Source organism: Pseudomonas sp. LBUM1659, from assembly GCF_059716045.1.
On record NZ_CP166797.1, the window covers coordinates 198349 to 218046 of the forward strand.

General features: G+C 57.0%; 11 protein-coding genes, 3 tRNA genes, 3 rRNA genes and 1 pseudogene. 16 read left to right on the forward strand and 2 right to left on the reverse strand.

Annotation, left to right across the window (positions count from 1 at the left end; genetic code table 11):
• The first annotated feature begins 12 nt into the window (after positions 1-12).
• The 7 genes from ACA048_RS00825 to ACA048_RS00855 all read left to right on the forward strand — a co-directional run bounded on the left by ACA048_RS00825 (position 13) and on the right by ACA048_RS00855 (position 7566).
• Positions 13-441, forward strand: a complete 429-nt coding sequence (locus ACA048_RS00825) for a MarR family winged helix-turn-helix transcriptional regulator (RefSeq protein ID WP_497627553.1) — start codon at positions 13-15, stop codon at positions 439-441.
• On the forward strand, positions 438-2510 hold the full coding sequence (locus ACA048_RS00830; RefSeq protein WP_497627554.1) for an FUSC family protein: 2073 nt from the start codon (positions 438-440) through the stop codon (positions 2508-2510). The genes ACA048_RS00825 and ACA048_RS00830 overlap by 4 nt, the downstream gene beginning before the upstream one ends.
• Complete coding sequence (locus tag ACA048_RS00835) at positions 2507-2716, forward strand: DUF1656 domain-containing protein (RefSeq protein ID WP_007946223.1); 210 nt, start codon at positions 2507-2509, stop codon at positions 2714-2716. The genes ACA048_RS00830 and ACA048_RS00835 overlap by 4 nt, the downstream gene beginning before the upstream one ends.
• Complete coding sequence (locus ACA048_RS00840) at positions 2713-3600, forward strand: efflux RND transporter periplasmic adaptor subunit (RefSeq protein ID WP_497627555.1); 888 nt, start codon at positions 2713-2715, stop codon at positions 3598-3600. The genes ACA048_RS00835 and ACA048_RS00840 overlap by 4 nt, the downstream gene beginning before the upstream one ends.
• Positions 3597-5045, forward strand: coding sequence for an efflux transporter outer membrane subunit (locus ACA048_RS00845; RefSeq protein WP_497627556.1), 1449 nt, complete (start codon positions 3597-3599; stop codon positions 5043-5045). The genes ACA048_RS00840 and ACA048_RS00845 overlap by 4 nt, the downstream gene beginning before the upstream one ends.
• Before the next feature lie 84 nt (positions 5046-5129).
• Positions 5130-5765, forward strand: coding sequence for an NADH:ubiquinone oxidoreductase subunit N (locus ACA048_RS00850; RefSeq protein ID WP_497627557.1), 636 nt, complete (start codon positions 5130-5132; stop codon positions 5763-5765).
• A gap of 292 nt (positions 5766-6057) precedes the next feature.
• Complete coding sequence (locus ACA048_RS00855) at positions 6058-7566, forward strand: YdgA family protein (protein WP_497627558.1); 1509 nt, start codon at positions 6058-6060, stop codon at positions 7564-7566.
• 76 nt (positions 7567-7642) lie between these two features.
• Here the strand turns inward: ACA048_RS00855 and ACA048_RS00860 are convergent.
• A pseudogene (locus tag ACA048_RS00860) lies at positions 7643-9170 on the reverse strand (FAD-dependent oxidoreductase).
• A 139-nt stretch (positions 9171-9309) separates the two neighbouring features.
• Here ACA048_RS00860 and ACA048_RS00865 point away from each other — a divergent pair.
• The 7 genes from ACA048_RS00865 to rrf all read left to right on the forward strand — a co-directional run bounded on the left by ACA048_RS00865 (position 9310) and on the right by rrf (position 15880).
• On the forward strand, positions 9310-9870 hold the full coding sequence (locus ACA048_RS00865; RefSeq protein WP_497627559.1) for a YbhB/YbcL family Raf kinase inhibitor-like protein: 561 nt from the start codon (positions 9310-9312) through the stop codon (positions 9868-9870).
• 11 nt (positions 9871-9881) lie between these two features.
• Entirely contained in the window at positions 9882-10130 is a 249-nt protein-coding gene (locus ACA048_RS00870) for a hypothetical protein (RefSeq protein WP_497627560.1), read from the forward strand.
• 468 nt (positions 10131-10598) lie between these two features.
• Positions 10599-12135, forward strand: a 16S ribosomal RNA gene (locus ACA048_RS00875).
• Positions 12136-12297: 162 nt separating this feature from the next.
• Positions 12298-12374, forward strand: a tRNA-Ile gene (locus ACA048_RS00880).
• Positions 12375-12404: 30 nt separating this feature from the next.
• Positions 12405-12480: transfer RNA gene (locus ACA048_RS00885), tRNA-Ala, on the forward strand.
• Positions 12481-12716: 236 nt separating this feature from the next.
• Positions 12717-15608, forward strand: a 23S ribosomal RNA gene (locus ACA048_RS00890).
• A 156-nt stretch (positions 15609-15764) separates the two neighbouring features.
• Positions 15765-15880 (forward strand): 5S ribosomal RNA (rrf, locus tag ACA048_RS00895).
• The 16S, 23S and 5S rRNA genes sit together here with 2 tRNA genes alongside, the layout of an rRNA operon.
• Before the next feature lie 432 nt (positions 15881-16312).
• Here the strand turns inward: rrf and ACA048_RS00900 are convergent.
• Positions 16313-16389, reverse strand: a tRNA-Arg gene (locus ACA048_RS00900).
• 348 nt (positions 16390-16737) lie between these two features.
• Between ACA048_RS00900 and gabD the strand changes: the two genes are divergently transcribed.
• Positions 16738-18180 (forward strand): NADP-dependent succinate-semialdehyde dehydrogenase, encoded by a 1443-nt coding sequence (gene gabD / locus ACA048_RS00905; RefSeq protein ID WP_150633171.1) that lies wholly within the window; start codon positions 16738-16740, stop codon positions 18178-18180.
• 184 nt (positions 18181-18364) lie between these two features.
• On the forward strand, positions 18365-19642 hold the full coding sequence (gene gabT / locus ACA048_RS00910; RefSeq protein ID WP_497627561.1) for a 4-aminobutyrate--2-oxoglutarate transaminase: 1278 nt from the start codon (positions 18365-18367) through the stop codon (positions 19640-19642).
• Positions 19643-19698: the final 56 nt, after the last annotated feature.

Here is a 19698-nt window from a genome sequence, read left to right on the forward strand (position 1 = left end):
GACGCTCTCCAGATGAACATCAGCAGCTCCATGGTGGTGGCCGCCAGGCATTGGCGGAAGATCTGCCAGACCACGCTGGTCAACTATGGAATCTCCGAAGCCTGCGCCGCCCCTTTGTTGATGATCGGGCGCCTGGGCGAGGGCGTGCGGCAGGTGACGGTGGCGCAGGCGGCGGGGATGGAGAGTCCGTCCCTGGTGCGTTTGCTCGATCAGTTGTGTCATTCGGGTTATGTCTGCCGCACGGAAGACGCCCATGACCGGCGCGCCAAGTGCCTGAGCCTGACCGAAACCGGTCGCGAACTGGTGCAGGCGGTCGAAATCGAACTGGTGCGATTGCGTCATGAAGTACTCGAAGGCATCGACCCAAGCGATCTGGAAGCTACGCTACGGGTATTGAGAGCCTTTGAAGCGGCGAAAGCGCCGTCGGTGGTCAACCCTTGAACGGATTTTTCACCGGTATGCCCGCAGCAAGGGACTGGTTCTACGGTGTGCGCACCTTTGCTGCCTCGATGATCGCGTTGTACATCGCCCTGCTCATGCAAATGCCACGCCCGTATTGGGCGATGGCCACGGTCTACATCGTTTCCAGTCCCTTTGTCGGTCCTACCAGTTCCAAGGCGCTCTATCGTGCAATCGGCACCTTTATCGGGGCGGCGGCAGCGGTTCTGTTCGTGCCCATGTTTGTTCAGAGTCCTTATGTATTGGTGGTGGTCATCGCGCTGTGGACCGGGATTTTGCTGTTCCTGTCCTTGCACCTGCGCACCGCCAACAACTACGCCTTGATGCTGGCCGGTTACACCTTGCCGCTGATCGCCCTGCCGGTGGTGAACAACCCGTTGGGGGTTTGGGACGTCGCGGAAGCGCGGACTGAAGAAATCTTCCTCGGCATCGCCGTGGCTGCCGTGGTCGGCGCCATGTTCTGGCCTCGACGGCTGGCGCCAGTGTTCAACGATGCGGTGAGCAAGTGGTTTACCGATGCCTCGACTTACAGCCTGCGTTTCCTCAGCCGCCAGGTGCAACCTGATGAAGTCAGCGCGCTGCGCTCCGCCATGGTAGCGACCTTCAACACTCTGGAATTGATGATCGGTCAGTTGCCTCACGAGGGCGCGCGGCGGCAAACCGTGCGAAATACCAAAGAACTGCGTGGGAGGATGATTCACCTGTTGCCGGTGATCGACGCCCTTGATGACGCGCTGTATGCCCTTGAGCGGCGCACGCCAGAGCTGGTGGATAAGTTTGCACCGTTGCTGGCGGCCACCACCGAATGGCTCAATCACCAAGACGCCGACCTCGTTCGCTGGCAGTCACTGAAAGACCAGTTTGAAGCCTTGCAGCCTACCGCCGAAGCCTTGAATGATCGCAAACAGCTGCTGTTCTCCAACGCGTTGTATCGCCTCGGCGAGTGGATCGATCTATGGCAAGACTGCCGCAGCTTGCAATACGCCATCCAGTGCGAAAGCCAGGACAGCTGGCGCGCGGTGTATCGCCACTGGCGCCTCGGTCGCCTGTCGCCATTTCTCGACCGTGGGCTGATGCTCTACTCGGCAGTCTCCACGGTCAGCGCCATCATCGTCGCCTCGGTGCTGTGGATTCTGCTCGGCTGGACCGATGGCGGGGCCGCGGTGATTCTGGCCGCCGTGGCGTGCAGCTTTTTCGCCTCGATGGATGACCCGGCGCCGCAGATTTACCGGTTCTTTTTCTGGACCGCGATGTCGGTGGTGTTCGCCAGCCTGTATCTGTTTCTGGTGCTGCCCAACTTGCATGACTTCCCGATGCTGGTGCTGGCGTTTGCCGTGCCGTTTATCTGCATCGGCACCCTGACGGTCAAGCCGCAGTTTTACCTGGGCATGCTGCTGACCCTGGTCAACACCTCGTCCTTTATCAGTATTCAGGGTGCCTACGACGCGGACTTCCTCAGCTTTGCCAACTCCAACCTGGCCGGTCCCATCGGGTTGTTATTTGCTTTCGTCTGGACTCTGATCGCCCGGCCGTTTGGTGCGGAACTGGCGGCCAAGCGGCTGACCCGTTTCAGTTGGCGCGACATTGTCGGCCTCACCGAACCGGCCACCTTGGCCGAACACCGGCAATTGGGTATCAAAGTGCTCGATCGTCTGATGCAGCACTTGCCGCGTCTGGCCATGACCGGCCAGGACACCGGCATCGCGTTGCGCGAAGTGCGCGTGGCGCTGAACCTGCTCGACCTGCTGGCCTACACCCCGCGGGTGGTCGGTGTCCCGCAGGCGTTGCTGCATCAGGTGGTGACGGAAGTCGGCGAGTATTTCAAGACCTGCCTCAAGGCGGGTGAGCGACTGTCGCCACCGAACCCGTTGCTGATGACCCTCGACCGCGCGCGCCGTGCGCTGGATACGGATTGCGATGAGGGCGCACGTCTGAATTTGCTGCATGCCCTGAGTGGCCTGCGTCTGGCGTTATTGCCCGGCGTGGAATTCGTCAGCTCGGGCGAACTCGAAGAACCGCTGCCCCATGGCATCGATGGAGCGCCTTTATGATCGGTGATGTGGATCTGAGCGGGGTGTTTCTGCCCACGCTGCTGGTATTGATGGGCATTACGTATGTGTTGTACCTGCTGGTGCACGGGTTGCTGATGCGCCTGCACTTTTACCGTCTGGTCTGGCACCGGGCATTGTTCAACGTGGCTCTCTACGCTTTGCTGCTCGGCGCCGTGGACTCACTCAGTCGATACCTGATGACATGAAAAAACCTTTTCTGACCCTGGGTCGCGTGGTGTTGACCCTGTTGATCGTGACCTTCGCCGTCGTGGTGGTCTGGCGCATGGTGATGTACTACATGTTTGCGCCATGGACCCGCGACGGGCATATCCGTGCCGACATCGTGCAAATCGCCCCTGACGTCTCCGGGTTGATTCAGCAAGTGGACGTGCGTGACAACCAGTTGGTGAAACGCGGCCAAGTGCTGTTCAGCATCGATCAGGACCGTTTCAAACTGGCCCTGCGCCAGGCCAAGGCGGCGGTCGCCGACCGTCAGGAAACCCTGGCTCAGGCACAACGCGAAGCCAAGCGTAATCGTGGGCTCGGCAATCTGGTGCCAGGCGAACAATTGGAAGAAAGCCAGTCTCGGGTGGCACGCGCCGAGGTGGCGTTGATGGAGGCTCAAGTGGCGGTGGACAGCGCTCAATTGAACCTCGACCGCTCGACCATCCGTAGCCCGGTCGACGGCTACATCAACGACCGTGCACCGCGTGTGCAGGAGTTCGTCACCGCCGGGCGGCCGGTGTTGTCGGTGGTGGACAGCAATTCATTCCACATCGACGGCTATTTCGAAGAAACCAAACTGGACGGCATTCATGTCGGCCAGAGCGTCGACATTCGGGTGATCGGCGACCGTGCGCGGCTGCGCGGCCATGTGGAAAGCATCGTCGCCGGCATCGAAGACCGCGACCGCACCATCGGCAGCAACCTGCTGCCCAACGTTAACCCTGCGTTTAGTTGGGTGCGTTTGGCGCAGCGGATTCCGGTGCGGATTGCCTTCGATGATGTACCGGCGGACTTCCGCATGATCGCCGGGCGGACCGCGACCGTGTCGATCATCGACGATCAAGCGCAGGAGCCCGCGAAATGAGCAGGGCGTCGGGTTTGGCGGTTGCCGGATTAGGTTTGTTGCTGTCGGCCTGTCAGGTGGTTGGCCCGGATTACCATTTGCCCGACGAAGCGGCTGTCCATCGACCCGATTTGCAGGGCGATCTGGCGGTCGACGGCAAAACGGTGGTGTCCGAACCGGTGCCGGCCGATTGGTGGCGCCTGTACAAGGACCCGAGACTCGACCAGTTGGTGCAACAGGCCATGGCGTCCAATACCGATTTGCGCGTTGCGGCGGCCAGCCTTTCGCGGTCCCGCGCTCAGGTCGATGAGGCAGAAGCGGCGGGCGGCTGGAGCGGCGGTGTGAAGATGGGAGCCCAGCGATTGCAGGAGTCTGGCCAAGCGTTCCTGATACCGGAAAAAGTGCCGGTGGCCAACGTCGGTGATATCGGCATCAGCGCGTCGTACCAGTTCGATCTGTTCGGCACGTTGCAGCGCGGAATCGAAGCGGCCAAGGCCAACGCCGATGCGACACAGGCCGCCGCCGATACGGCTCGCATCACCGTGGTGGCCGACGTGGTCCGAGCCTACACCCAGGTGTGCGCGGCCAATGAGGAGCGGGAGATTGCCCAGCACTCCCTCGACCTGCAGGCCCAGAGCACCACGCTGATCCAGCGCCTGCGCGATGCCGGCCGTGGCGACGAAACCCAGGTCACCCGTTCGCAAACCCAGTTCAAATCCCTGCGCGCCGACATGCCGCGCTATGAGGCCTCGCGTCAAGCCGGGCTGTATCGCCTGTCGATGTTGCTGGCCAAGCCAGTGGATCAACTGCCTGCCGGCACCGCCACCTGCGACGAGCTGCCGAAAATCGCGCAATTGATCCCGGTGGGCGATGGCGCCGCATTGCTCAAGCGTCGTCCCGATGTGCGGCAGGCCGAGCGCCGGCTGGCGACTGCGACGGCCGGGATTGGCGTCGCCACGGGTGAGCTGTACCCGAACATCAGCATCGGCGCGACCATCGGCACCGTCGGTATCCTCGACGATCTCGGCGACCCGTCCACCAACCGTTGGGGCTTCGGTCCGTCGCTGACCTGGAACGTGCCGACCAACGGCGCCCGGGCACGCATCCGCGAAGCCGAAGCGGTGACCCAGGCGACGCTGGCGCATTTCGATGGGGTGGTGCTCAACGCCATTCGCGAAACCCAGACCAGCCTGGCCCAGTACGCCGCGTTGTTGCAACGTCGTGACGCCCTGGCAGACGCCGAGCAATCGGCAAGACTGGCAGCGGACCAGACGCATCGTTTCTTCCAGGCCGGGCGCGAATCATTCCTGGCGGACCTGCAAGCGACCCGCACCTACACGGATGTCACGGCGCAACTGGCCGCTGCCAACACCCAGGTTGCCGCCAGCCAGATCGATTTGTTCCTCGCCCTGGGCGGAGGCTGGGAAAGCGGACGAACGCAAGCCACGAACACCAGCAAACCCTGAGGCCGTTGCTATGCTTTGATTTGATGAAGTCACACATCGACTTCATCAAATCAAAGCTCGCGTTGGTCATGGGGATTAAAAATAATGAAAAACCCTTATGCTCCTGGCTTTTGGTGCGCTATCGCGGCATTGGTTTTGCTGTCGGCCACCTATTTCTACGGCATCATGCTGGCCCACCAGATCGATAAGGCGCTGGTGTTTCTCGACAGCGCCAGCGCGCTGATTGCGGTGATGGCAATCGTGGTGGTGGCCTGGGCTTCAGTCCAGGGCCAGCGCATCAAAAAAAGACAACTCGAACAAGGCAAGACGTTGGTGCTGATCTGGGACACCAAGGTGGCGTTGCGTCGTGTCGAAACGGTGTTTGACCAATATTTCTGGGGCAGCTACTGGCAGCCGGGGCGTACGTTTCAGGAAGTCATGGGCGAGCTCACCGGCACACCGCTGGAAAAAAGCCTCGAGACCTTGAAGAAACAATGCGTGGCCCTGGACAAGCAGGTGTCCGAGGAGGGCTGGCACTGGCTCAACAACGCCCGCGAACTCTCGGATGTCGCCACCGCCATGGCGCGGGAACGCTACCAACTGGACGTCTGCGACCCACGCTCGGAAGTAACGGGCGGGGCGGTAATCAATCGGGACTTTGAGGTGCTGGTGTATACGTGGACTGCGCGGCTCAAGAGCTTTGATCATCAGTTGGATGAGATGGAAGTCCAATACTCCTGAATTGTGTTGGCTGGACTGACACCATCGCGAGCAGGCTCACTCCTACAAGGGTTCTGTGAAAGACACATAACCTTTGTAGGAGTGAGCCTGCTCGCGATGGCGATTTCATGTCCAGCGAAACTCTCAACCCCTCTGCGCAGTCCATAGACACTCTTTAACCTTTAATCATTGGGCCGCCCAGTGCGCCTAGTGCTAATCTCCATCCCACTTTTAGCGGAGTCGAGCCGCAACCCCTCAAGGGTTCAGGGAAGACGACCACACCTTCAAAAAACGGACATTGACTGGGTCATTCATGAATAAATCAGCAGGCGTGCTTCTCGGAATCGTCGTAGCCATCGGTGCAATCAGCGCGGGCGGTGCCTGGTACACCGGGACCAAAATCGAAGGCGTGTTGAATACCGCCATCGCCGACGCCAACAAAGAGCTGAACGCCGCGCTGGTCGGTTCCAATGGCACGGCATCGCTTGAGCTGGTGTCGCTTGAGCGTCATGTGTTCAGCAGCACCGCGCACTACCGCCTCAAAGGCGAAGGCGAGAGGTTTGGTGAAACCCCGGTTGAATTGCTGTTTGCCGACCAAATCGAACACGGTCCGCTGCCGTTCTCGCGCCTGGTCTCTTTCAAGTGGTTGCCGGTCATGGCCACCAGTCACTACGAACTGGAACGCACCTCGCTCACCGAGAAGTGGTTTGCCGCTGCCAAAGACAAATCCCCGCTCACCGGCGTGGTCAATATTGGTTACGACAACTCCACCAGCGGCACCCTCGAGTTGCAACCGCTGGACGTCGTGCTGGATGACAAATCCACGCTGAAATTCTCTGGTTTGAACCTCGACGTCGCCGCCAGCGCCCAGGCCCAGAAGGTCAAGGCCAACGGCTACATGAACAGCCTGACATTGAGCACCGTGGCTGAAGATCAAACCCCGTTAAAGGTTGAGCTCAATGGCCTGACCCTTGCCAGCAACCTGGTAAAAAGTCCCTACGGCTACTACACAGGCGAGAACACCCTCGAGCTGACGGACAGCAAAACCACCTTTGGTGCCAAGCAATCGGTACTGGGCCTCAAGAAATTTGAAATGAAGAACCTGACCCAGGAATCGGGCACTAGCGCTTCGGGGCGTGCCGATTACAAGGTGGGTGAAGTGTCGATGAACGGCAAGGCTGTCGGCGCTGCGCAGATGGCCGTGAGCCTGAAAAACCTCGACATTCCGGCGACCATGTCGCTGATGCAGATTTACCAGACCAAACTGCAGCCTTACGAGAGAGCCGCCGCCGAGGCTGCTGTGGCCGGTGAGCCGACACCAGAACTGGTCTTGACCCCGGCCGAAGAGGCGCAAGTCAAAACCGGCCTAGAAAAACTGCTGGCGGCCGGCCCGCAGGTGGCTCTGGAAAACCTGTCGTTCAACACCGCCAACGGTGAAAGCCGCGCGAACCTGGTGCTCGACCTGACCAAACCGCAGACCATGGACCTGCCGCCCGATCAACTGACCTTACAGTTGATTGCGCTGCTGGATATCAATGTGCAAGTGTCCAAGCCAATGCTCGTCGACTTACTTACGGTGCAAAGCCAGCTTGACGGTCAGACTGACGCCAAGGTCATCGCCGATCAGGCTACTGCCACTGCCGACATGTTCAGCAGCATGGCGGTCGGATCGCAATTCGCCAAACTGGACGGAAACAACATCGTCAGCAAATTGCACTACGCCAACAATCAGGTGGAATTCAATGGCCAGAAAATGACCGTTGAAGAGTTTGTCGGCTTCGTGATGAGCAAACTCGGTGGCGGTGCCGAAATCCAGGAATAAAACCCAGGATTCAAAAGAGCGCCCGGCCTCAGCTATAAAGCAGAAGCCGGGCGTTTTGCTGTCGGGTGTTTGTGCGCTAACCAATGTCCCGAATCAGCTTCCACGCCTCGTCCACCGACAACGGCTGTTTCATGCGTTCGGCGAGCAGCGCCATGGCCCGTTCTTCATCGCAGGCGACCGCCGCGGCCACCACGCCGTTTTTGCCGAACAGGCCTATAAAGGGTGGATGGTAAGGATCACCCTTGAACTCGACCTCGTCCCAGGCTTCGGCGTGGCTAAGGTAGTCGTAGTTTTTGCCAAAGTGCCAGGTCCAGAAATACGGCACGTTGAGGTAATGCTCGTCAGCACCAAGCATATTCGCCGCGGCGATCCGCGCCTGTTGCTGGGCCAGGCGCCAATGCTCGATACGCTGAGGTTGGCCGTTGAGCGGGAAGGTCGCGATATCACCGACCGCCCATAACCCTTCGGTGACGCGCATTCCCCCATCGACCTTCAGCGACCGGTCTTTTTCCTTGGGCAGATCGGCAAACGCATCGGTTGCAGGGCTGACGCCAATGCCGGCCAGCACCAGATCCGCTGGCAAGCGTTGACCATTGTCCAGGTGCACTGCCTCGACGTTGTTCGCTCCTTCTATATAGGAGGCTTCGCCATCGGTGTGAAATACCACGCCTTTGGCCTCATGGAGGGCGCGAATCGCCTTGCCGACGGTTTCGCCGAATTGTGCGGCGAAGGGAATGGCATGACGGGCCAGGACTGTGACCTCCAACCCTAATTGGCGCAGCGCTGAAGCGGACTCCATGGCAATAAAGCTGTCACCGATGATCACCGCTCGCTGGCCAGGTTTTGCCGCCTGCAGAATTCGCAGCGCCTGGGATTTGGAACGCAACACGAACACTTGCGGCAAATCGGCGCCAGGCAGTGTGAGTTGATTGGGCTGGCCGCCTGGCAAGCAACGCGGCGTCATAGTTTAGCGATCGACCATTGGCCAGCCGCAGGGTTTTGTTCGACGAGTCCAGGCTGGCGACTTCACCGGTGATGCGCTCAATACGCTGTTCACGATAAAACGCGTCATCACGCAGCAGCGGGATTTCTTCCGGCGGCATCTCTCCCGCGATGACAAATTTGCTCAGGGCGGTGCGGTCGTAGCCGGTGTCGGCTTCGCGGTCGATCAGCAAAACTTGGCCGCCGAAGCCTTTTTCGCGCAACGCTGCCGCACACGCTGTACCGGCGGCCCCGGCCCCGACGATGACAAACGTCCGTTCATCGTCAGCCGGCGGGGTGTGAGCATCGGCAAACGGCTGGTTGTCGACCCAGATGTCGCCATCGCGGACTTCCAGCGGATAGCGCTTGAGACTGTCCAGGGCCGGCGGCTCGCATAATGCCCCGTCTTCGATCCGAAACGCACCTTTGTGCCACGGGCAAATCAAGCGTCCGTGGCACACAGCACCTTGCGCCAGTGGTGCTCCGGCATGCGGGCATTCGCCTTGATAGGCGCGTAGTTGATCGCCCACTCGCAGCAAAACAATGTTGGTGTCCGCGATCCGGGCTTCAAGGCCTCTGTTTTCGGGCACATCGGCGAAAGGGGCGACGCGGTGCAGTGCCATGATAGCTCTCCAGGCAGACGTTTCACTTACGAGTTTGGCGCGTTACGCTCGGTTCAGCCAATTCCCAGTGCCGCCTCACCAACGGTACCGTTATAGTTCGCAAGCCGACGACGGCCCTACACGCACAAGGTGCTCCGCAATGACCCGATTGACCTCTCTTAACCCTTGGTTTGCGGCCGTTGCAGTCGCCCTGTGCGTGCAATTTCCGGCACAGGCCCAGGAACGTTTTACCTTAAATATCCCGGGTGTCACGGATGATCGACTGTTTACCTCTGCCGCCGCCAGCGATGCTCCGGGTTGTGGCGGGCACAACGCGTCACCCGCACTGAATTGGAACGCCGGGCCGGCGGGTACGTTGAGTTATGCCATCGTCATGCATGACCCTGACGGGCAGAATGGGCAGGGTGCCGATCATTGGGTGCATTACGGCATCAAAGCCGGCACTCACCAGATCCCGGCTGGTGTAGGAGCAAAATCAGCCCTTGAAGGTGTCGGTGGCACCAACAGCAAAGGCACCACCGGTTATGTGGGGCCTTGCCCGCCAGTCGGCGACAGTGCGCATCACTACATTATTCAGTTGTACGCGCTGGACCTAGTGCCGGACGCCTTGCCTGTTGGTCTGACGCGCGCGCAACTGCTGGAAAAAATCAAAGGGCATGTACTGAAAAACAGCAGTGTGGTTCGCCGGTATCACCGCTGACATTCAGCCATTTGGCATCAGCGCCCGAAAGCGCGCACTATCGGGCCATAGCCGATGCGTTGGAGGAAGTCGTGGCGAAAAAAATCGATCGCATCGCCCAAATGCTTAACTGCCCCGTGAAAGGGGAGGAGCTAAGGCGGGCAATTACTGAGAGTCGTAAGGATTTTCTCCTTAACCAGCCGGAAGCACAGGAGGTTGATGAGGACGACTTCGAGGAAGATGAGGAGTGGGACGACGATCTTGACTGGACGACCGAGTAGGAGCGCCGCTGGTTAACCCAATCAATACCGATGTGTAGAGCTGCGGTTTCAAGTGATGCAGCGCCTCGCTGAAGGGCTGAAAAGGTCTCCGCAGTACAGGCATTTGGAAGCGGTAAGAAAGTTCAAAAAGATGCTTGACGAAATATTGGATCGCTGTAGAATTCGCCTCCCGCTAACGAGAGATCGAAAGCGCAAGTGGTTGAAGTTACAAAGGAAACTTTGAAAACTTCTGAAAATAACCGCTTGACAGCAACAGAGGCTGCTGTAGAATGCGCGCCTCGGTTGAGACGAAAGATCTTAACCAACCGCTCTTTAACAACTGAATCAAGCAATTCGTGTGGGTGCTTGTGGAGTCAGACTGATAGTCAACAAGATTATCAGCATCACAAGTTACTCCGCGAGAAATCAAAGATGTAACCAACGATTGCTGAGCCAAGTTTAGGGTTTCTTAAAAACCCAAAGATGTTTGAACTGAAGAGTTTGATCATGGCTCAGATTGAACGCTGGCGGCAGGCCTAACACATGCAAGTCGAGCGGTAGAGAGAAGCTTGCTTCTCTTGAGAGCGGCGGACGGGTGAGTAATGCCTAGGAATCTGCCTGGTAGTGGGGGATAACGCTCGGAAACGGACGCTAATACCGCATACGTCCTACGGGAGAAAGCAGGGGACCTTCGGGCCTTGCGCTATCAGATGAGCCTAGGTCGGATTAGCTAGTTGGTGAGGTAATGGCTCACCAAGGCGACGATCCGTAACTGGTCTGAGAGGATGATCAGTCACACTGGAACTGAGACACGGTCCAGACTCCTACGGGAGGCAGCAGTGGGGAATATTGGACAATGGGCGAAAGCCTGATCCAGCCATGCCGCGTGTGTGAAGAAGGTCTTCGGATTGTAAAGCACTTTAAGTTGGGAGGAAGGGCATTAACCTAATACGTTGGTGCCTTGACGTTACCGACAGAATAAGCACCGGCTAACTCTGTGCCAGCAGCCGCGGTAATACAGAGGGTGCAAGCGTTAATCGGAATTACTGGGCGTAAAGCGCGCGTAGGTGGTTTGTTAAGTTGGATGTGAAATCCCCGGGCTCAACCTGGGAACTGCATTCAAAACTGACAAGCTAGAGTATGGTAGAGGGTGGTGGAATTTCCTGTGTAGCGGTGAAATGCGTAGATATAGGAAGGAACACCAGTGGCGAAGGCGACCACCTGGACTGATACTGACACTGAGGTGCGAAAGCGTGGGGAGCAAACAGGATTAGATACCCTGGTAGTCCACGCCGTAAACGATGTCAACTAGCCGTTGGGAGCCTTGAGCTCTTAGTGGCGCAGCTAACGCATTAAGTTGACCGCCTGGGGAGTACGGCCGCAAGGTTAAAACTCAAATGAATTGACGGGGGCCCGCACAAGCGGTGGAGCATGTGGTTTAATTCGAAGCAACGCGAAGAACCTTACCAGGCCTTGACATCCAATGAACTTTCCAGAGATGGATTGGTGCCTTCGGGAACATTGAGACAGGTGCTGCATGGCTGTCGTCAGCTCGTGTCGTGAGATGTTGGGTTAAGTCCCGTAACGAGCGCAACCCTTGTCCTTAGTTACCAGCACGTGATGGTGGGCACTCTAAGGAGACTGCCGGTGACAAACCGGAGGAAGGTGGGGATGACGTCAAGTCATCATGGCCCTTACGGCCTGGGCTACACACGTGCTACAATGGTCGGTACAGAGGGTTGCCAAGCCGCGAGGTGGAGCTAATCCCATAAAACCGATCGTAGTCCGGATCGCAGTCTGCAACTCGACTGCGTGAAGTCGGAATCGCTAGTAATCGCGAATCAGAATGTCGCGGTGAATACGTTCCCGGGCCTTGTACACACCGCCCGTCACACCATGGGAGTGGGTTGCACCAGAAGTAGCTAGTCTAACCTTCGGGAGGACGGTTACCACGGTGTGATTCATGACTGGGGTGAAGTCGTAACAAGGTAGCCGTAGGGGAACCTGCGGCTGGATCACCTCCTTAATCGACGACATCAGCTGCTCCATAAGCTCCCACACGAATTGCTTGATTCATTGAAGAAGACGAAAGAAGCAGCCTGTATCGGTTTGTAGCTGAGTTGGTTAGAGCGCACCCCATGCTTTGTGGTAAAGAGCAGGGTGAGGTCGGCCTTAGTAGCTCGAAATTGGGTCTGTAGCTCAGTTGGTTAGAGCGCACCCCTGATAAGGGTGAGGTCGGCAGTTCGAATCTGCCCAGACCCACCAATTTTGTGTGGGAAACGCCTGTAGAAATACGGGGCCATAGCTCAGCTGGGAGAGCGCCTGCCTTGCACGCAGGAGGTCAACGGTTCGATCCCGTTTGGCTCCACCACTACTGCTTCTGTTTGTATAAAGCTTAGAAATGAGCATTCCATCGTGGTGATGGTGAATGTTGATTTCTAGTCTTTGACTAGTTCGTTCTTTAAAAATTTGGGTATGTGATAGAAAGATAGACTGGACGTTACTTTCACTGGTAGCGGATCAGGCTAAGGTAAAATTTGTGAGTTAAATTGCGAATTTTCGGCGAATGTCGTCTTCACAGTATAACCAGATTGCTTGGGGTTATATGGTCAAGTGAAGAAGCGCATACGGTGGATGCCTTGGCAGTCAGAGGCGATGAAAGACGTGGTAGCCTGCGAAAAGCTTCGGGGAGTCGGCAAACAGACTTTGATCCGGAGATGTCTGAATGGGGGAACCCAGCCATCATAAGATGGTTATCTTAAGCTGAATACATAGGCTTAAGAGGCGAACCAGGGGAACTGAAACATCTAAGTACCCTGAGGAAAAGAAATCAACCGAGATTCCCTTAGTAGTGGCGAGCGAACGGGGACTAGCCCTTAAGTGGCTTTGAGATTAGCGGAACGCTCTGGAAAGTGCGGCCATAGTGGGTGATAGCCCTGTACGCGAAAATCTCTTGGTCATGAAATCGAGTAGGACGGAGCACGAGAAACTTTGTCTGAATATGGGGGGACCATCCTCCAAGGCTAAATACTACTGACTGACCGATAGTGAACTAGTACCGTGAGGGAAAGGCGAAAAGAACCCCGGAGAGGGGAGTGAAATAGATCCTGAAACCGTATGCGTACAAGCAGTGGGAGCCCACTTTGTTGGGTGACTGCGTACCTTTTGTATAATGGGTCAGCGACTTATTTTCAGTGGCGAGCTTAACCGAATAGGGGAGGCGTAGCGAAAGCGAGTCTTAATAGGGCGTCTAGTCGCTGGGAATAGACCCGAAACCGGGCGATCTATCCATGGGCAGGTTGAAGGTTGGGTAACACTAACTGGAGGACCGAACCGACTACCGTTGAAAAGTTAGCGGATGACCTGTGGATCGGAGTGAAAGGCTAATCAAGCTCGGAGATAGCTGGTTCTCCTCGAAAGCTATTTAGGTAGCGCCTCATGTATCACTGTAGGGGGTAGAGCACTGTTTCGGCTAGGGGGTCATCCCGACTTACCAAACCGATGCAAACTCCGAATACCTACAAGTGCCGAGCATGGGAGACACACGGCGGGTGCTAACGTCCGTCGTGAAAAGGGAAACAACCCAGACCGTCAGCTAAGGTCCCAAAGTTATGGTTAAGTGGGAAACGATGTGGGAAGGCTTAGACAGCTAGGAGGTTGGCTTAGAAGCAGCCACCCTTTAAAGAAAGCGTAATAGCTCACTAGTCGAGTCGGCCTGCGCGGAAGATGTAACGGGGCTCAAACCATACACCGAAGCTACGGGTATCACTTAGGTGATGCGGTAGAGGAGCGTTCTGTAAGCCTGTGAAGGTGAGTTGAGAAGCTTGCTGGAGGTATCAGAAGTGCGAATGCTGACATGAGTAACGACAATGGGTGTGAAAAACACCCACGCCGAAAGACCAAGGTTTCCTGCGCAACGTTAATCGACGCAGGGTTAGTCGGTCCCTAAGGCGAGGCTGAAAAGCGTAGTCGATGGAAAACAGGTTAATATTCCTGTACTTCTGGTTATTGCGATGGAGGGACGGAGAAGGCTAGGCCAGCTTGGCGTTGGTTGTCCAAGTTTAAGGTGGTAGGCTGGAATCTTAGGTAAATCCGGGATTCTAAGGCCGAGAGCTGATGACGAGTGTACTTTTAGTACACGAAGTGGTTGATGCCATGCTTCCAAGAAAAGCTTCTAAGCTTCAGGTAACCAGGAACCGTACCCCAAACCGACACAGGTGGTTGGGTAGAGAATACCAAGGCGCTTGAGAGAACTCGGGTGAAGGAACTAGGCAAAATGGCACCGTAACTTCGGGAGAAGGTGCGCCGGTGAGGGTGAAGCATTTACTGCGTAAGCCCATGCCGGTCGAAGATACCAGGCCGCTGCGACTGTTTATTAAAAACACAGCACTCTGCAAACACGAAAGTGGACGTATAGGGTGTGACGCCTGCCCGGTGCCGGAAGGTTAATTGATGGGGTTAGCTAACGCGAAGCTCTTGATCGAAGCCCCGGTAAACGGCGGCCGTAACTATAACGGTCCTAAGGTAGCGAAATTCCTTGTCGGGTAAGTTCCGACCTGCACGAATGGCGTAACGATGGCGGCGCTGTCTCCACCCGAGACTCAGTGAAATTGAAATCGCTGTGAAGATGCAGTGTATCCGCGGCTAGACGGAAAGACCCCGTGAACCTTTACTATAGCTTTGCACTGGACTTTGAATTTGCTTGTGTAGGATAGGTGGGAGGCTTTGAAGCGTGGACGCCAGTTCGCGTGGAGCCAACCTTGAAATACCACCCTGGCAACTTTGAGGTTCTAACTCAGGTCCGTTATCCGGATCGAGGACAGTGTATGGTGGGTAGTTTGACTGGGGCGGTCTCCTCCTAAAGAGTAACGGAGGAGTACGAAGGTGCGCTCAGACCGGTCGGAAATCGGTCGTAGAGTATAAAGGCAAAAGCGCGCTTGACTGCGAGACAGACACGTCGAGCAGGTACGAAAGTAGGTCTTAGTGATCCGGTGGTTCTGTATGGAAGGGCCATCGCTCAACGGATAAAAGGTACTCCGGGGATAACAGGCTGATACCGCCCAAGAGTTCATATCGACGGCGGTGTTTGGCACCTCGATGTCGGCTCATCACATCCTGGGGCTGAAGCCGGTCCCAAGGGTATGGCTGTTCGCCATTTAAAGTGGTACGCGAGCTGGGTTTAGAACGTCGTGAGACAGTTCGGTCCCTATCTGCCGTGGACGTTTGAGATTTGAGAGGGGCTGCTCCTAGTACGAGAGGACCGGAGTGGACGAACCTCTGGTGTTCCGGTTGTCACGCCAGTGGCATTGCCGGGTAGCTATGTTCGGAATAGATAACCGCTGAAAGCATCTAAGCGGGAAACTAGCCTCAAGATGAGATCTCACTGGGACCTTGAGTCCCCTGAAGGGCCGTCGAAGACTACGACGTTGATAGGTTGGGTGTGTAAGCGCTGTGAGGCGTTGAGCTAACCAATACTAATTGCCCGTGAGGCTTGACCATATAACACCCAAGCAATCTGTGAACTCGAAAGAGACCAGATTGCGGTGTGTGAAGACGATACACAGTCGAAAATTCGAAACGAAACACACAAATCTATTACATACCCATTCGCTGGAGCGTGATCTCGCAAGAGAAAACGACCTGGCTACCGAATTTCTTGACGACCATAGAGCATTGGAACCACCTGATCCCATCCCGAACTCAGCAGTGAAACGATGCATCGCCGATGGTAGTGTGGGGTTTCCCCATGTGAGAGTAGGTCATCGTCAAGATTAAATTCCGAAACCCCTATCTGCGTATGCAGGTAGGGGTTTTGTTTTGTCCGCAGGAAAGTTCGTATCGTAGTGATCTGACTCAGTTGGGAGGGCCTCATGCTTGAGGGGCGCGGTCTTATAGAGCGCCGGAATTGATCAGCAAAAAACTACCTGAGTCAGCGACCACATGATCATCAAGGTCCCAGCCATGGCTTACAAGCCGCGTTGCAGGCCCTAGAGGCTCGAAACCAGGGCTCGGCCTACGGAGAAGCGGCGCCATCTTTCGCCAGCGCCCCTGACGTAGTCGTATGCCTTCGAGCATGGTTCGTCCTCGAGCGATGCTTGGCCCAGCCGAGGTCAATAAACAAAGGCATTGCCCGGAATTGGTTAACCATTACCCACAAAAAAGCCCCAGACCCTAAGGTCTGAGGCTTTTTTATTTGCAGCGTATGGTGCACCAGGCGGGATTCGAACCCACGACCCCTGCCTTCGGAGGGCAGTACTCTATCCAGCTGAGCTACTGGTGCAAGCGGGCGCCATGATACTCATATGTGCTGCGTGCGTCCATGCTGCTGAATCGCCTGTGTTTTTTGAAAGCGTAACCTCCGTTTGCTACGTTGATCAGAAAAACCAGGCAAATGCGGCGTTTTCGTTCTTTTTTTCGAACAGGCTATTGTCCTTTACCCCCTTTGATCCTAGGATTCGTTTGAGATTTCAAACGCTCTTGTCTAGGTGCTGAACCGCACGGTATCAATCAGTGCGCTATTTATGTGCTTCAGCCCAGTGAATGATTTCCCTGACGGCAGCCTATAGGGCGCCTTTCTACAATCATAATTTGCTCCGCGCCTGCCGCGGTGCTGTTAAGGAAAGCCGACATGCAGCTTAAAGACACCCAATTGTTCCGCCAGCAAGCCTTCATCGATGGCGCGTGGGTCGACGCAGACAATGGTCAGACGATCAAAGTGAACAACCCGGCAACGGGCGAAATTCTGGGCACTGTGCCGAAAATGGGCGCTGCCGAAACCCGTCGTGCGATCGAAGCCGCAGACAAAGCGCTGCCGGCCTGGCGTGCACTGACCGCCAAGGACCGTGCGAACAAGCTGCGTCGCTGGTTCGAGCTGATTATCGAAAACCAGGACGACCTGGCTCGCCTGATGACCCTTGAGCAGGGCAAGCCATTGGCCGAAGCCAAGGGCGAAATCGTTTACGCTGCATCCTTTATCGAATGGTTCGCCGAAGAAGCCAAGCGCATCTACGGTGACGTGATTCCAGGCCACCAGCCAGACAAGCGCCTGATCGTGATCAAGCAGCCAATCGGTGTGACCGCTGCCATTACCCCGTGGAACTTCCCGGCCGCGATGATCACCCGTAAAGCCGGCCCGGCGCTGGCTGCCGGTTGCACCATGGTGCTCAAGCCTGCTTCGCAAACGCCTTTCTCGGCATTCGCGCTGGCAGAACTGGCTCAGCGTGCCGGCATTCCTGCCGGTGTATTCAGCGTTGTTTCCGGCAGCGCCGGCGACATCGGCAGCGAACTGACCAGCAACCCGATCGTACGCAAGCTGTCGTTCACTGGCTCGACCGAAATCGGTCGTCAGCTAATGGCTGAATGCGCCAAGGACATCAAGAAAGTGTCCCTTGAACTGGGCGGCAACGCACCGTTTATCGTGTTCGACGACGCGGACCTGGATAAGGCCGTCGAAGGCGCGATCATTTCCAAATACCGCAACAACGGCCAGACCTGCGTCTGTGCCAACCGTCTGTACATTCAGGATTCGGTCTACGACGCGTTTGCCGAGAAGCTGAAAGTGGCTGTGGCCAAGCTCAAGATCGGCAACGGTCTGGAAGAAGGCACCACTACTGGTCCGCTGATCGACGAAAAAGCCGTGGCCAAGGTTCAAGAGCACATTGCTGACGCGATCAGCAAAGGCGCAACCGTTCTGGCCGGTGGCAAGGTCATGGAAGGCAACTTCTTTGAGCCGACCATTCTGACCAACGTGCCGAAGAACGCTGCCGTGGCCAAGGAAGAAACCTTCGGTCCATTGGCGCCGCTGTTCCGCTTCAAAGACGAAGCCGAAGTGATCGCGATGTCCAACGACACCGAGTTCGGTCTGGCCTCGTACTTCTATGCTCGCGACCTGGGTCGTGTGTTCCGTGTAGCTGAAGCGCTGGAATACGGCATGGTCGGCGTCAATACCGGGTTGATCTCCAACGAAGTCGCGCCGTTCGGCGGCATCAAGGCCTCGGGCCTGGGCCGTGAAGGCTCCAAGTACGGCATCGAAGATTACCTGGAAATCAAATACCTCTGCCTGGGCATCTAAGTCCGGCAAGGCATTGCTTCAAACGCAAAGGGCACGAGAGCGCTGTCCCTTTGCGACGCTTCAAACGGAATTTTCTCTGTGGTTGGGAAAGCTGTGGCAGTCGATCATCGCATGCTGCCGTAGTTGCCTCCCCGCCGCATTTTCCTTGAACCACGCCGCCCGATGAGCGGTGAATGAGGACTTTATGAGCAAGACTAACGCATCCCTGATGAAACGCCGCGAAGCCGCAGTACCACGCGGTGTTGGCCAGATTCACCCGATCTTCGCCGAGTCCGCGAAGAACGCTACCGTGACCGACGTTGAAGGTCGCGAGTTCATCGACTTCGCCGGCGGTATCGCCGTACTGAACACCGGCCACGTGCACCCGAAAATCATCGCCGCCGTAACCGAGCAGCTGAACAAGCTGACCCACACTTGCTTCCAGGTGTTGGCTTACGAACCGTACGTAGAAGTGTGCGAAAAAATCAACGCCAAGGTGCCAGGTGATTTCGAGAAGAAAACCCTGCTGGTGACCACTGGTTCCGAAGCTGTGGAAAACTCGATCAAGATCGCCCGTGCCGCCACTGGCCGCGCCGGCGTAATCGCGTTCACTGGCGCTTACCACGGTCGCACCATGATGACGCTGGGCCTGACCGGTAAAGTCGTGCCTTACTCGGCCGGCATGGGCCTGATGCCAGGCGGCGTGTTCCGCGCGCTGTACCCGAACGAGCTGCACGGTGTGAGCGTCGATGACTCGATCGCCAGCATCGAACGTATCTTCAAGAACGACGCCGAACCGCGTGACATCGCTGCCATCATCATCGAGCCGGTTCAGGGCGAAGGCGGTTTCTACGTCGCGCCTAAAGAGTTCATGAAGCGTCTGCGCGCCCTGTGCGACCAGCACGGCATCCTGTTGATCGCTGACGAAGTGCAAACCGGCGCTGGCCGTACCGGCACCTTCTTCGCCATGGAACAGATGGGCGTGTCCGCCGACCTGACCACCTTCGCCAAATCCATCGCCGGCGGCTTCCCGTTGGCCGGTGTGTGCGGCAAGGCCGAATACATGGACGCCATCGCTCCAGGCGGCCTGGGCGGCACTTACGCCGGTAGCCCGATTGCTTGCGCCGCAGCCCTGGCCGTGATGGAAGTGTTCGAAGAAGAACACCTGCTGGACCGCTGCAAGGCCGTCGGTGAGCGTCTGGTCACTGGCCTCAAGGCTATCCAGGCCAAGTACCCAGTGATTGGCGAAGTCCGTGCGCTGGGCGCGATGATCGCTGTCGAGCTGTTCGAAAACGGCGACAGCCACAAGCCAAACGCTGCTGCGGTAGCGTCGGTTGTGGCCAAGGCTCGCGACAAGGGCCTGATCCTGCTGTCCTGTGGCACCTACGGCAACGTACTGCGCGTCCTGGTGCCGCTGACTTCGCCGGACGAGCAACTGGACAAAGGCCTGGCGATCATCGAAGAGTGCTTCTCCGAGCTCTGATTGATTTGTGAGCTGATCGACAAAAAACCCGCTTCGGCGGGTTTTTTTACGCCTCT

Coding starts and splice junctions, on each gene's coding strand:
- ACA048_RS00825 (WP_497627553.1), top strand. CDS start 13: ATGAACATCAGCAGCTCCATGGTGGTGGCCGCCAGGCATTGGCGGAAG.
- ACA048_RS00840 (WP_497627555.1), top strand. CDS start 2,713: ATGAAAAAACCTTTTCTGACCCTGGGTCGCGTGGTGTTGACCCTGTTG.
- ACA048_RS00855 (WP_497627558.1), top strand. CDS start 6,058: ATGAATAAATCAGCAGGCGTGCTTCTCGGAATCGTCGTAGCCATCGGT.
- ACA048_RS00850 (WP_497627557.1), top strand. CDS start 5,130: ATGAAAAACCCTTATGCTCCTGGCTTTTGGTGCGCTATCGCGGCATTG.
- ACA048_RS00835 (WP_007946223.1), top strand. CDS start 2,507: ATGATCGGTGATGTGGATCTGAGCGGGGTGTTTCTGCCCACGCTGCTG.
- ACA048_RS00865 (WP_497627559.1), top strand. CDS start 9,310: ATGACCCGATTGACCTCTCTTAACCCTTGGTTTGCGGCCGTTGCAGTC.
- ACA048_RS00845 (WP_497627556.1), top strand. CDS start 3,597: ATGAGCAGGGCGTCGGGTTTGGCGGTTGCCGGATTAGGTTTGTTGCTG.
- gabD (WP_150633171.1), top strand. CDS start 16,738: ATGCAGCTTAAAGACACCCAATTGTTCCGCCAGCAAGCCTTCATCGAT.
- gabT (WP_497627561.1), top strand. CDS start 18,365: ATGAGCAAGACTAACGCATCCCTGATGAAACGCCGCGAAGCCGCAGTA.